This window comes from Enterococcus quebecensis (assembly GCF_001730365.1).
GTDB lineage: Bacteria > Bacillota > Bacilli > Lactobacillales > Enterococcaceae > Enterococcus_L > Enterococcus_L quebecensis.
In genome coordinates, this window is record NZ_MIKB01000001.1 from 373266 (window position 1) to 386933 (window position 13668).

Consider the following 13668-nt stretch of genomic DNA (forward strand, 5'->3'; position numbering starts at 1 on the left):
CTACAATTTTGCTTCCCTTAAAAGAGTACGTGAAAGGAATAGAAAAGACAATCTTTTTGCCTATTCTAAGATACTAAATTTCACTACTTATCTTTCTTTGCAAAACGCATATAACTATCAATCCATTCTTCCATTGAAATTTTACTAACCAATTCCCCAATCAACTCATAAGGGATATTTTTCGGATTACTAAACCGAATACAGCTTTTCCCCATGTTTAACTTCGTGGGAACTACCTTTTGATATTCTTCTTGAAACCATGCTAGTAATTTTTTATTTCCCATAATTCCCATGTGATACAACGACAAATGGTTCTTCTGAGCAGCTAAACTAATAAAGGGTAGTGGTTCATCTTTTCTATCTAGATATCCATCTGGAAAAACGCTTAGAGGTACCACATATGTCGGCATACCATATTGCAAGCGTAAAATAAACCCTTCTGGGATATTTTCGGCCATGACTTCAGCTAATCGCTGATAAGATTCTTGCCATTTTTCATCAATATTTTCTATATAATCCGTTACTCCATCCATGACAGCTCTCCTTTACTTTGCCAAAAACTGACGATATAATTCTTTTGATTTGAATCCTTTTTCCAAAATATCAATCATTTCACTTTTCCTTTTTTCTTGTGTAGCTACCTGTTTAGCGCTATAGATATACCGTGCCCAATCCTTTTTATAGCCCGGGGTTAGTTTATCAAATAACGCTCTCGCTTCTTTATAATTTTCAATAAAAATTTCTATTTCTGGTATAAATTGAACATAGTCATCCACGCGAGCACTGCTTAATGATTTGGTTTTCGACTTCTCTATAACATTTTTTACCCCTGTTACTGTAAATGTCTCGTCCAAACGTACCATTCGATTGAATTTAAATGAACTATTGGCTATATACCCATCTCTCTCATTTACTTCAAGGGTTGGAAAAATTTCATCTCTGTGAACAAATGTCGGATAAACCTTATTGCCTTTCTTAGGGTATGCAACAAAAAGCACACCATTTTTATTAAGCAACTGCTTTTCAACAACCTCTGTTACAACAGCTTTAAACTCTGTCATTGTTGTTACAAAAACAAATAATAAATCTACTGGCTCAACCGGAAATTGTTCATGTGCATCTTTCAGTTCAGATAAATAATGTTCATTAGGTCGATTGACAATCGCTTTACTTGGATAGTTCTCTAGCTTCAATTTTTCAACAATCGATTTTTCCATTCTATTCAGCCTTCCACTCTGTTATCGGACTCACTTATAGTTTACCACAGAACGATTATTTATTTTACTTTCTAATTTTTTCAAATCATGATGAAATATACCTAACTATTTATCATGGTATACTAGAGGCATAAATCAATAAGAAAGTAGGTAGATGACATGACTATTATTGAAGAATATATTTTGAACGCTCCTGAAGATCGTCAAGAACAATTACAGAAACTCTATTTAACCATCAAACAACTGGTTCCTCAAGCATCGGAAAAAATGTCTTATGGGATGCCAACCTTCTATTTAAATGGTAATTTGGTTCACTTTGCAAACCAGAAAAATCATATCGGCTTTTATCCTTCTCCATCTGCTATTGAAGCCTTTAAAACTGAACTGACTGGTTACAAAACAAGTAAGGGAGCTATTCAATTTCCAACCGATGATACGTTACCAATAGATTTGATCGAAAAAATTGTATTGTTTAGACTTAAAGAGAACACTAATAAATGATAACAATAGGGGCGGACTTTTCAAGTTCGCCCGCATTTCAGACTCAGTACTACAAACAAAAAAGACTTTTTTACTACTTCATGAACCACCACACTACACTATCCTCCACTACTTCAATACTTCTCCTTCTCTATAACAAATAAAAAATTTCAGCCTATACATATTAAGTTTTTTCGACAAATCAGCTATGAAATATCTGAACAACTGTTCATTATTGATTTTTTTTGCTATAATATCACGGAATGTATCATTATATTGAGGTGAAGCTTTTGGACAATCGGAATAATTCCCATAAAACGGAACAATATTCTCATAAAGTACCGGAAAAGAAAAAAATTTTTTTGATCATAAATGTAGTGATTCGTGTACTGCAATCATTATTTGTCTTTGCAGTGGTTATGATTCTGTTAGGCGGTTCACTAGGACTTGGTATAGGTATGGGCTATTTTGCTTTCTTAGTGGAAGATACTAAGCCCCCGACAAAAGAAGAACTTCAGACAGAAATCAGTGATATCACTGAGGTTTCTAAGATGACTTATGCTGACGGTACTAATATTGCCATGATCAAATCTGACCTTGTCAGAACAAGAGTTGACGGAGAACATATCTCTCCATTATTAAAAAAAGCAATTATTTCTACTGAGGACGAATACTTTGAAGAACACAAAGGTGTTGTTCCAAAAGCTGTTATTCGTGCCCTTGTTTCTGACGCGACAGGTTTGGGTGGATCATCTGGTGGATCAACACTAACACAACAGCTTGTCAAACAACAGATATTAACAGATGAAACAACATTCAAACGAAAAGCTACTGAAATATTGCTGGCTTATCGTATTGAGAAATATTTTTCAAAAGACGAAATCGTCACTACTTATTTAAATGTTTCTCCTTTTGGTCGTAATAATAAAGGAGAAAATGTTGCAGGTGTTGAAGAAGCCGCTAAGGGTCTTTTCGGAAAAAGTGCTAATGATTTAACACTTCCTCAAGCTGCCTTTATTGCTGGACTTCCTCAAAGTCCAATCATCTATACGCCCTATAGCAATACAGGTGCGCTAAAAAGCGATGAGAACCTTTCATATGGAATGAAGCGAAAAGACTTTGTTTTGTTCAGTATGTATCGTGAAAAAGCAATTACTAAAGAGGAATATGAAACTGCTAAAAATTATGATCTAAAACAAGATTTTCAACCGCAACAAGAATCAAATCAAAATACTGAAGGCTATTTATATTATGCTGTAATGGATCAAGCAGCCAAAGTAATTATGGATGTCAACATAGAAAAAGCCGGTGTGAAAAAAGAAACACTGGATGATCTAGGTCTTTCTCAGTATGAAGATCAAGCACGAAGAGAAATTCAAAATCGTGGATATACAATTCATTCAACAATTGATCAAACCGTCTACGATACCATGCAAAATGCTGTAGCAAACTTCGGTTATATGCTAGATGATGGTTACGGTGCTGGCCTTGTTGAAACAGGGAATGTCTTAATGGATAACAAAACAGGGAAAATTATTGGTTTTGTTGCTGGCCGTGATTATAATGTTAGTCAAAGTAATCATGCTTTGAATACAACTCGTCAAGTCGGATCTACCATCAAACCTATTTCTGTTTATGGGCCTGCTATAGATCAAGGGATGATCGGCTCAGAAAGCCGATTGGCAAATTACCCCACTTCTTATAGTGGCGGAGACGAATTAACAAACGCAACAAATTCCGGTACGAATACATTTGATACAGTTCGTCACTCATTAGAATGGTCTTATAACATTCCCGTTTACCATCTAAATGAAGCTATGAAAAAGCAAATGGGTGATGATAACTTTTCCTATAACAACTATTTAAGTAAAATGAATTATCCACCTAAAAATGACTGGGCTTATGAATCTGCTCCTTTAGGAACAGTCGAAGCAACAGTTCTTACTCAAACAAATGGTTTCCAAACACTTGCAAATAAAGGACAATATCAAAAAGGTTACATGATTGATAAGATCACAGACAATAGCGGAAAAGTCATTTATGAACATAAAGAAACTCCTGTTCAAGTATATTCCCAAGCCACGGCTTCTATCATGAATGACATGATGCGATCTGTGTTGGATTCAAAAATAACTACTCCATTCAAAAATATGGTTTCAGGATTAAATCCTGCATTAGGAAATATTGATTGGATTGGAAAAACAGGAACAACAGACTCATACGTAGATGCTTGGTTAGTTGTTTCTACACCAACAATTACTTTAGGATCTTGGACTGGTTATGACATTCCAACTGCTATGAGCCCAAATAGCGGAGATCAAAATAGTGTATACCTTGCTAATCTAGCTAACGCGATCTATTCAGTCAGACCTGACTTATTCGGCAACGGTGAGAAATTCACACTTTCAAATGATGTAATTAAATCGAATGTATCAAGTTTTACAGGCGAAAAACCTGGAACATTCACTTATAATGGCGGTACTTATACAGCTCCTGGACCAAATGTCGTTTCCTTCTATGCAAAAGATGGTGCGCCTAAAGGGCAATATAAGTTTGGTTATGGCGGATCAGATGCAAATTATAGTGCTTATTGGAGTCGCTATGCTGCTCCAAGTAACTCTGGTACAACACCTTCTTCTTCAAATTCAGGCCAATCAACAACGCCTTCTTCTTCTGAGAAAAAAGAAGATACTAAAAAGGATGAAGACAAAAAAGAAAATGTTACACCTTCATCAAGTCGAAACAACAATAACTAAAAAAAGCAGACAACTGAACGTTCAGCTGTCTGCTTTTTTATTGCCTTACTTCGTTGAACCTTTTTGATCCATACCGTATGGTAAAATAACTGTTTTATCTTCGATTTCTTCTTTGTTCATTAATTTTGTCAATAGACGCATTGAAACTGCACCAATATCATATAAAGGTTGTGTCACACTTGAAAGACGTGGACGAGAAACTTCTGTCAGTAATGAATTATTGCTTGTAATGATTTCAAACTCTTCTGGTACTTTCACACCAGCATCAAGCATGCCGTCTAACAAACCGATTGCTAATTCATCATCTGTCACGTAAGCTGCAGTCGCTCCGCTATTACGAATACGTTCAGCCAAATTGATTCCATTTTTGAACTTATACTCAGATTCAAAAATCAATCCTTCATTATAAGACAAGCCATTGTCTGCCAATGCTTCTTTATAGCCTTTGATACGGTTTTGTCCATTGATTGGATCGATCAACGCTCCGCTAACAAATGCAATTTTCTTATTTCCATTTTTAGCTAAAAAGCTCGTTGCATCTTTTGTTGCTTCTTTATAATCAATGTTCACACTACCTACTTGCTCATCAGGGTCAATAGAACCAGCTAAAACAACAGGTGTTTTAGAACGTGAAAATTCGCCACGGATCTCATCTGTAATATGGTGTCCCATAAAAATAATTCCATCAACTTGTTTTGCTAAAAGGTTATTCAATACGTTCACTTCTTTTTGATCGTTACCGTCTGAATTAGCTAAAATAATGTTGTATTTATACATTGTTGCAACATCATCAATACCTCGAGCTAAAGAAGCAAAAAAGATATTGCTGACATCAGGAATAATTACACCGACAGTCGTTGTTTTTTTACTTGCTAAACCGCGGGCTACAGCATTGGGACGATAATCTAAGCGATCGATTACTTCTAGCACTTTTTTACGTGTAGCAGGCTTCACATTGGGATTGCCATTTACTACACGAGATACAGTCGCCATGGATACATTTGCTTCACGAGCAACATCATAAATAGTAATTGTTTGTTTTTCCATGTTTATTCTCCTAAATATTTAAAGTTATTTGCATTTTCTGAAAACGCTGTTTACATTTCTCACTAAGAATATCAGAGTTCTTTTATTTTTGCAACCGTTTTATCCCATTTTCATGAAAATTTACTACATATTTCAAAAAGCACTTTACAGCATTTCGTGGTATGATAAAGGTAAGTTTTACAGTAAATCGTATTAAAAGAAAGAAGGATATTTATGAATCAAGAAAAAATCAATGATCTAAAAAAATGGATGGCTACTGAAAATATCGATCTTACTTATATTAGTGATCCCGGACATATTGCCTACTTTTCTGGCTATGAGAGTGATCCCCACGAAAGAGTTTTAGCACTGTTTATCTCATTAAATCACGATCCTTTTTTATTTACACCTGCTTTAGAGGTTGAAGATGCAGAAAAAAGCTCATGGACCTATCCTGTTTACGGTTATCTTGATAGTGAAAATCCTTGGGAAAAAATTGCTCAACACATTAAAAATAACCAAATACCAACTAAAATTGCAACCGAAAAAGATGCTTTATCTGTTGCACGTTTTGATTGTTTAAATCATTATTTTCCAACAAGTGATTTTTCGGCAAATGCCACACCTATCATTGAAAGATTACAATTAATAAAAACGCCCATTGAAATTTCTAAACTTATGGAAGCTGGAAATTGGGCAGATGTTGCTTTAGAAATTGGGTTTAAAGCCATCAAAGAAGGTGCTAAAGAGCAAGAAATATTAGCTGAAATTGAATACCAATTAAAGCGCCAAGGGATTCGTTCAATGAGCTTTGATACGTTAGTATTGACAGGAAAAAATGCAGCTAGTCCTCATGGAAATCCTGGAAGTACTGCTGTTTCCAAACATGAGTTAGTCCTATTTGATTTAGGCGTAGTTTACAATGGCTACTGTAGTGATGTTACACGAACAGTTGCCTATAAAGAACCAACAGATTTCCAAAAAGAAATCTATTCGATTGTTTTAGAAGCACAACTAAAAGCCATGGATGCTGTAAAACCAGGAATCACAGCTGGCGAACTGGATGAAGTTGCTCGGGGAGTTATCAGCAGTTATGGTTATGGTGACTATTTCAATCATCGTCTAGGACACGGTATCGGTACAACTGTTCATGAATACCCTTCTCTAGTTACGGGAAATGATTTAGTTATTGAAGAAGGTATGTGTTTTTCTATCGAACCAGGTATTTACATTCCTGGAAAAGTTGGTGTACGTATCGAAGATTGTTTACATGTAACTAAAACTGGCTGTGAAGCTTTTACAAAAACACCAAAAGAGTTAATGATCATCGATTAATATAAAAAAAGAAAGAGCTTGAGACAAAACTAAAAATCAGTTTTGTTTCAGGCTCTAAATCCGAATAAACGGTGGGAGCAGAATTAACTCCTTCAGAAATAAGCTGCAATTAGAAAAAATTTGAAAAGTAATTTTCGTTAATTCTCTCTTATTTCTCGGAGTTAAACCCTTCCGTCCCAACCTCTTTCTTTTTTGTTAGTGCTATTCACCTTTAACATCTTCTAGTGATTCTTTAACAATTTTCTTTGTTTCTTGTTGGGCTTCTTCTACTTTTTCTGGTACATCCTTGGTTACTTCTTTTGCTTCAGCAATTCCTTCAGACACGGTTGCTTTTGCTTTTTTTGCTGATTCTTTTACATCAATAAAGATATCATCAGAAGTATCTTCAGCAATATCACCTAGCTCGTCTACTTGATCATTTACATCTTGAGCAGTCTTTTTAAAACGATCAGTTAGATCACCCGTTTGTTTCTTAAACGATTCTAAAACTGTATCAGACACACCTTGTGCCTTGTCTAAAGAATCTTTTGTTTTATCTTTAACGTTACCAGCCAAATCACCAGCTTGCTCACCTAAAATACTCGCTTTATCTTTAGCAATTGATGATAACTCGGAACCTTTTTGCATTGCATAATCTGTATAATCGGTTGCTTTATCTTTAAAATCATCTGCTTGATTTGCCAAGTCCTCACGCAATTCTTTACCAGACTTTGGTGCTAATAACAACGCCGCTGCCGCTGCTGCCGCTCCACCGATAATCGCTCCTAAGAAAAATCCACCTTTTTTAGCCATGTTTATTCCTCCAATATCTTTTATTATTTAGTTGATTCACTTGTTTTTGATGATTTAGAACGAAAAGCTCTGAATGCTGCTCCGCCAACTTTGCTTACAACCCCTGCTTTAGCAGTTGTCTTGCCAACAGATCCGACTTTTCCAAGTAAATTTCTGCTAGAATAATTAAGTTCAGAAACACTTTCACTTAGATCAGCTACCGCCTCAAATAACGGGTCAATTGTTGCAACTTTCTTATTAACATCATCTAATAACTCGTTACTCTTTACTAATAACCCTTCTACCTGTCTAGATAAAATATCTACATCTTTTGTTACAACCTCAATTGTTTTATTGGCTTCATCAACTGTGGTAGTTACCCTCTCGACTGTTTTACCAATTTTTATCAATACTAAAACAATAAACACTACTAATACAGCAAACGCTACTGCAGCAATAATCGCTGCAACCTCTCCACCTGTCATACTGTTGCTCCTCTCATCAAATATTCCATGTTCTTAGAATAACACCAACTGATTATTTTCACAAATGATTCAGTTAGCTTTGTTATTTTAATTATAACAATTTATAGAACAACTCTCTACATAGTTTTTAAACAAATTTAAGTGTTTTTTATGAAAAAAAGACAGAACAAATTTTGCTCTGCCTTCAAAAGAAAAAATCATTTCAATTGTTTTTCTCTATTTCTTTTTAGGGGCGTCTTCTTTAGCAAGTTCAGCACCTAGTTCAATAATATATTCACGTAGATTATCTTTCACTTCTGGGTGAACTAATCCGTATTCAATACTGGTTTTCATAAAACCAAATTTGTCCCCTACATCATAACGTTTACCAGTAAATTCTCTAGCAAATACACGTTGTGTTTTATTCAACGTATCAATCGCATCTGTTAATTGAATCTCCCCGCCAGCACCAGGCTCTTGTGATTCTAGTACATGGAAGATTTCAGGTGTTAACAAGTAACGACCAATAATCGCTAAATCGCTTGGCGCTTCTTCTGGTTTTGGTTTTTCGACAAAGTTATTCACGTTGTACAACCCTTTAGAAACCTCTGCTTCTGGGTTAATAATACCATATTTAGATGTTTCTTCATGAGGGACTTTCATCACAGCAATCGTTGATGCATGTGTTTCATCGTAGTCATTCATTAATTGTTTTGATAATGGGATTTTATCTTCCATAATATCATCACCAAGCATAACAACAAATGGTTCATTTCCTACAAATGCTTTTGCTTGTAAAACAGCGTGTCCTAAACCTTTTGGATGGGACTGACGAATAAAGTGAAGATTAACATCCGTTGTTTCTTCTACTAATTTTAACAAATCTGTTTTATTTTTCTCACGAAGATTACTTTCTAACTCGAAGTTTGCGTCAAAATGATCTTCAATAGGGCGTTTTGCTTTGCCTGTTACAATCAAAATATCTTCAATTCCTGAAGCTAATGCTTCTTCAACGATAAATTGAATTGTAGGTTTATCTACGATCGGCAGCATTTCTTTTGCCATCGCTTTTGTCGCTGGTAAAAATCTTGTTCCCAGTCCAGCTGCTGGAATAACTGCTTTTTTTACTTTCATGCCAAATGGCCTCCTAATAATTATATAGAAAATTCATTTTCTGTTTTACCATCACGCAACATAATTTCTTTTGCTGCTTGTTTTACATCTTTACCTTCATACAATACCTTATAAATCGCTTCTGTAATTGGCATATCAACGTTTAACTGTTGAGAAAGCTCATAGGCGGCTTTTGTTGTAGATACACCTTCAACAATCATCCCCATATTTTCAAGAACCTCATCTAAACTGTGTCCTTTGCCAAGCAAATTTCCAGCTCGCCAATTTCGTGAATGAACACTCGTACAGGTAACAATCAAGTCACCAACCCCACTCAATCCAATGAAGGTTAGAGGATTTGCACCCATTGCTACACCAAGACGGCTGATTTCAGCTAAGCCACGTGTCATAATCGCAGCTTTTGCATCATCACCAAATCCTAATCCATGAATCGCGCCAGCACCTAAAGCAATAATATTTTTTAAAGCCGCACCTGTTTCTACACCAATCACATCATCATTTGTGTAAATTCTGAAATAATCATTCATAAATAATGATTGGACATACATCGCATCTGCCAAATTCTCACTTGCCGCAGTAATCGTTGTAATATCATGAACAGCCACTTCTTCTGCATGACTCGGACCAGATAAAACAGCAACACCGCGTCTTATATCAGCTGGAATTTCTTCCATCAACACTTCTGATATGCGTTTATGACTTCCTTGTTCCAAGCCTTTACTAGCATGAATAATCAACGGCTTATTTGTACATTTCGCAGTGACCTCTTTTGCGACCATTCGAATCGCTTTTGTCGGAACAACAAATAATATTGCATCCGCATCTACAATACACTCTTCTAAAGATATCTTCCCTTGAATCGATTCTGGAATAACTAGATCAGGAAGATAATGTTGATTTGTGTGATAAGTATTGATTTCATCAATTTGTGCTTCATTATGTCCCCAGATACGAACCTCATGGCCATTTTCTGCTAACACTTGGGCCAAAGCAGTACCCCACGAACCAGGACCTAAAACAGCAACTTTTTGTTTCATTGGTGAAAATCTCCTTTCAAAATAAGAACAGCTAAATAAATTACTCAGTTCTGACAGAAAAATAGGGAAAATCAACTAAGTCATTCTATGACCCATTTAATTTTTATTTTTTCCTTAGAGCTGATTCAGTGTCGCTAGATCACAGAAAAGCTGACCGAGGAATAAGCATTCAAATCCTCTTCTTATTTCTTTAAATAAACTTGCCAAATAACTAATTTTATAACTTTCATACCCAGCTTACATTTTAACATAGCTTAGCTTGAATGGGCAGTTCTAAATGGCTTTTTTTGCAGTTCCTTTTTCACGATCGTAAAATTTCGGTGATCCTTTTTTGCGACGAACAACCACTGTAATAATCGCACCAAAAAATAGCACAAGAGAAACTAGTTGTGAAACCCGGATACTTCCAAATGCATATAGACTATCCGTACGCAAACCTTCAATAAAGAAACGACCAAATGAATACCAAATAATATATCCTAAAAAGACTTCGCCTTCTTTTAAGAAATTTTTCTTTCTTCTTAAAAGGACTAATAGGATAAATCCTAATACGTTCCAAACAGACTCATATAAAAACGTCGGTTGATGATACGTTCCATCAATATTCATATTATCGATAATAAACTTAGGTAAGTGCAATCCTTCTAAAAAGGCCTTTGTCGTCGCTGGACCATATGCTTCGTGATTCATAAAATTACCCCAACGTCCAATTGCCTGCGCTAAAATGACACTTGGCGCCGCAATATCTAAAAAGGTCCAAGTTGAGATAAATCGATGACGTGTAAAGAAAAATAAAGCTAGTCCTCCACCAATCAGCCCTCCATAAATCGCCAAGCCGCCATTTCTAGTCAAGATGATTTCGATTGGATTATCGACGTAATCCTGCCATTGAAAAATCACATAATACAAACGAGCACCGATAATGGCACTAGGTAATCCCCATAACATAAAATCAACCACGTCATCTTCTTTCAAACCGACGCGGACCGCTTCTCTACTACTTAGCCAAACAGCTAGTACGATTCCTGAAACAATGATAATTGCATACCAGTATACTGCTATTCCAAAAAGATTAATTGCAACTGGGTTTACTTGTCCAAACATTTGGCTTCCTCCTTAAACTATAGGTAACAAAGCTTTGCTACACCATGTACGTTTTAATATTAGTTTATTTTATTCACTATGTTCCAAAGCCAAAACAGAGCTCCCCAAGCCTTATCAGAAAAATAGCAAAACATGTTTGTAACTTTTTTTGTTATTTTTCTGAAAGACTAACCCACTAAGTTAGATAACACCTGAATTTTCCTCAATCAATCGAGTTAAACGCTCTTCAAATGATTTCGTTGCATCATAGCCCATTGTTTTTGCACGGAAATTCATTGCAGCTACTTCGATAATAATTGCAACGTTTCGTCCTGTTTTTACAGGAATCCTAATTTGCGGAACATCTACACTAGCAATCTCAACCACCGCATCATCGGAACCTAAACGATCATATTTTTTATCTTTTTCCCATGCTTCTAAATAAACTACAAGTTGAACCTGCATGAATCCACGAACAGCACTTGCGCCAAACAGATTCATGACATCAATAATTCCAATTCCTCGAATTTCAATCAGATGTTGCAAAATTTTAGGTGGTTCTCCCACAACCGTTAATTCATCTTGTTGATAAACATCCACTCGATCATCTGCAATCAAACGATGTCCACGTTTAATCAACTCTAAGGCCGTCTCACTCTTACCGATACCACTGTCACCTTGAATTAAGACTCCCAAGCCATATACATCAACTAAAACACCATGTACACTTGTTCTTGCAGCTAATCTGCCATCCAAATAACTTGATAATTCTCCTAACAATCTTGACGTGGAGATTGGCGAACGTAAAACTGCCAAACCTTTTTCTTTTGCCGCTTGCACCATCTCAGCAGGTGCTTCTAGTCCTCTAGAAATAATAAAAGCTGGAGTGTCTTTTTCACATAAACGACGCATAACCATCAATCGTTCTTCTGGCATCATTCGTTCAGAAAATGTAATCTCCTTACTACCGAACAACTGCAATCGATTATGAGGATAGTAATTAAAATAACCCGTTAACTCCAATCCCGGACGAGAAATATCGCCTGTTGTGATTTCTCTATTTAAACTTTCTTCATCGCCATAAACGACTTCTAAAGAAAGTTTTTCTACCAGCTGATGAATTTTAACAACTTCTTCCATATTTATCGACCATTCCTTTCTTCTACTCGTTCCATTTTATCATTTCACGTAAGAAGTTTCTAGCTATTAAGAAGATCAACGTATTTTTGTACTCCTTATGTAAAAATTTTATTCTATTAATTATTCTTACAAGGTTGTTTTTTCTTCGTTATTGACTATCATCAATAAATTTGTATACTTAGTTTGTATCACTGTATCCTGTTGAAAATAACCTATTGGAAGTGTTTCTATGAAAAATAGTTTAAAAGAACAAGCAAAGAGTCTTCCTTTGAGTCCTGGCGTTTATTTAATGAAAGATCGTCATGGAGAAGTCATCTATGTAGGGAAAGCAAAAAAATTACAAGAACGCGTCAGTAGTTACTTCGTCAAAAACAAACAACATTCCAAAAAGACTCTCCGCTTGATTCATCAATTAACTGATTTCGATGTTATAGAAGTCACTACTGAGCTAGATGCTCTTTTATTAGAATGCCAACTAATCCATAAATATCGTCCCATCTATAACCGGCAAATGAACGCTTTTGAAAAGTATAAATATATTGAAATTAATACCCAAAAGAAAGATGTTACCATCAATATCCTTACAGTTCCTACATATAAAAATTGTTTTGGTCCTTTCCCCATTAACCGCAAACTATCTGAATTGAAAGGAATTTTGGAGGACCTGTACGGATTAAATCAAAAAAATTATTGGCAACAATCATTTTCTAACGATTCCCCTAACCCAATTAAACGAGAAATCATTGTTGAAGAACTACTAGGTGCATTCGCATTTAATAATCAACAACCACAAAACCGTCTAAAAGAAAAAATGATTTTAGCTTCAGAACGTTATTCATTTGAACAAGCTAAAAAAATACACGAAAACTGGAAATTTATCACCCATTTCTTCACTCAAAATAAAAAACTGATTCTTGCAAATCAAACTCAATGGCAACTCCTCTATATTGCAATCGGTGCGAAAATAAAATATTATCTGATCTATCAAGGACTAGTTGTCAATAGTCGAACTTTGACAAAACAAACCTTTAATAAATATACTTCAACCCAATTAGTGAAAAAAATTCTTCCAAAAAAAAGACCTGAAAATAGGAATCAATTTTCTAAAGAACAAGTTGATTTTATCAATATTTTGTACAGTTATGTTAACCAACACAGAGAATGTCAGTTAATTGATCTTACTGATCCCTTTGCATAAAAAAAGGATAAAACCCAACATACTCGC

Annotated in this window: 13 protein-coding genes; 4 read left to right on the forward strand and 9 right to left on the reverse strand. The window is 35.4% G+C overall.

Annotation, left to right across the window (positions count from 1 at the left end; genetic code table 11):
- Nucleotides 1–83: 83 nt before the first annotated feature.
- Nucleotides 84–533, reverse strand: coding sequence for a DUF1801 domain-containing protein (locus BCR23_RS01660; RefSeq protein WP_069633760.1), 450 nt, complete (start codon nt 531–533; stop codon nt 84–86).
- A 12-nt stretch (nt 534–545) separates the two neighbouring features.
- Nucleotides 546–1217 (reverse strand): YdeI/OmpD-associated family protein, encoded by a 672-nt coding sequence (locus BCR23_RS01665; RefSeq protein WP_069633761.1) that lies wholly within the window; start codon nt 1215–1217, stop codon nt 546–548.
- 159 nt (nt 1218–1376) lie between these two features.
- Here BCR23_RS01665 and BCR23_RS01670 point away from each other — a divergent pair, with 159 nt between their 5' ends.
- Together BCR23_RS01670 and BCR23_RS01675 are read left to right on the forward strand one after the other, a co-directional pair.
- A complete protein-coding gene (locus tag BCR23_RS01670) occupies nt 1377–1718 on the forward strand; it encodes an iron chaperone (RefSeq protein ID WP_069633762.1) in 342 nt (113 codons plus the stop codon).
- 242 nt (nt 1719–1960) lie between these two features.
- Complete coding sequence (locus BCR23_RS01675; RefSeq protein ID WP_069633763.1) at nt 1961–4453, forward strand: transglycosylase domain-containing protein; 2493 nt, start codon at nt 1961–1963, stop codon at nt 4451–4453.
- A gap of 45 nt (nt 4454–4498) precedes the next feature.
- On the opposite strand, the gene ccpA is transcribed toward BCR23_RS01675, so the two are convergent.
- Nucleotides 4499–5500 (reverse strand): catabolite control protein A, encoded by a 1002-nt coding sequence (gene ccpA, locus BCR23_RS01680; RefSeq protein WP_069633764.1) that lies wholly within the window; start codon nt 5498–5500, stop codon nt 4499–4501.
- A 213-nt stretch (nt 5501–5713) separates the two neighbouring features.
- On the opposite strand from ccpA, the gene BCR23_RS01685 reads away from it, so the two are divergent.
- Nucleotides 5714–6814 carry an aminopeptidase P family protein gene (locus tag BCR23_RS01685; protein ID WP_069633765.1) on the forward strand — a complete coding sequence of 367 codons (1101 nt, stop codon included), beginning with the start codon at nt 5714–5716 and terminating at the stop codon, nt 6812–6814.
- Nucleotides 6815–7015: 201 nt separating this feature from the next.
- Here BCR23_RS01685 and BCR23_RS01690 read toward each other — a convergent pair whose 3' ends face one another.
- The 6 genes from BCR23_RS01690 to hprK form a co-directional block, all read right to left on the reverse strand.
- Entirely contained in the window at nt 7016–7606 is a 591-nt protein-coding gene (locus BCR23_RS01690) for a YtxH domain-containing protein (RefSeq protein WP_069633766.1), read from the reverse strand.
- A 23-nt stretch (nt 7607–7629) separates the two neighbouring features.
- Complete coding sequence (locus BCR23_RS01695) at nt 7630–8070, reverse strand: DUF948 domain-containing protein (protein WP_069633767.1); 441 nt, start codon at nt 8068–8070, stop codon at nt 7630–7632.
- A 216-nt stretch (nt 8071–8286) separates the two neighbouring features.
- Nucleotides 8287–9183 carry a UTP--glucose-1-phosphate uridylyltransferase GalU gene (galU, locus tag BCR23_RS01700; protein WP_069633768.1) on the reverse strand — a complete coding sequence of 299 codons (897 nt, stop codon included), beginning with the start codon at nt 9181–9183 and terminating at the stop codon, nt 8287–8289.
- A 20-nt stretch (nt 9184–9203) separates the two neighbouring features.
- Complete coding sequence (locus BCR23_RS01705; protein ID WP_069633769.1) at nt 9204–10220, reverse strand: NAD(P)H-dependent glycerol-3-phosphate dehydrogenase; 1017 nt, start codon at nt 10218–10220, stop codon at nt 9204–9206.
- Between the two features lie 273 nt (nt 10221–10493).
- Complete coding sequence (lgt, locus tag BCR23_RS01710) at nt 10494–11324, reverse strand: prolipoprotein diacylglyceryl transferase (protein WP_069633770.1); 831 nt, start codon at nt 11322–11324, stop codon at nt 10494–10496.
- A 180-nt stretch (nt 11325–11504) separates the two neighbouring features.
- Entirely contained in the window at nt 11505–12443 is a 939-nt protein-coding gene (gene hprK / locus BCR23_RS01715; protein WP_069633771.1) for an HPr(Ser) kinase/phosphatase, read from the reverse strand.
- 229 nt (nt 12444–12672) lie between these two features.
- Here hprK and BCR23_RS01720 point away from each other — a divergent pair, with 229 nt between their 5' ends.
- A complete protein-coding gene (locus tag BCR23_RS01720; RefSeq protein ID WP_069633772.1) occupies nt 12673–13641 on the forward strand; it encodes a GIY-YIG nuclease family protein in 969 nt (322 codons plus the stop codon).
- Nucleotides 13642–13668 lie beyond the last annotated feature (27 nt).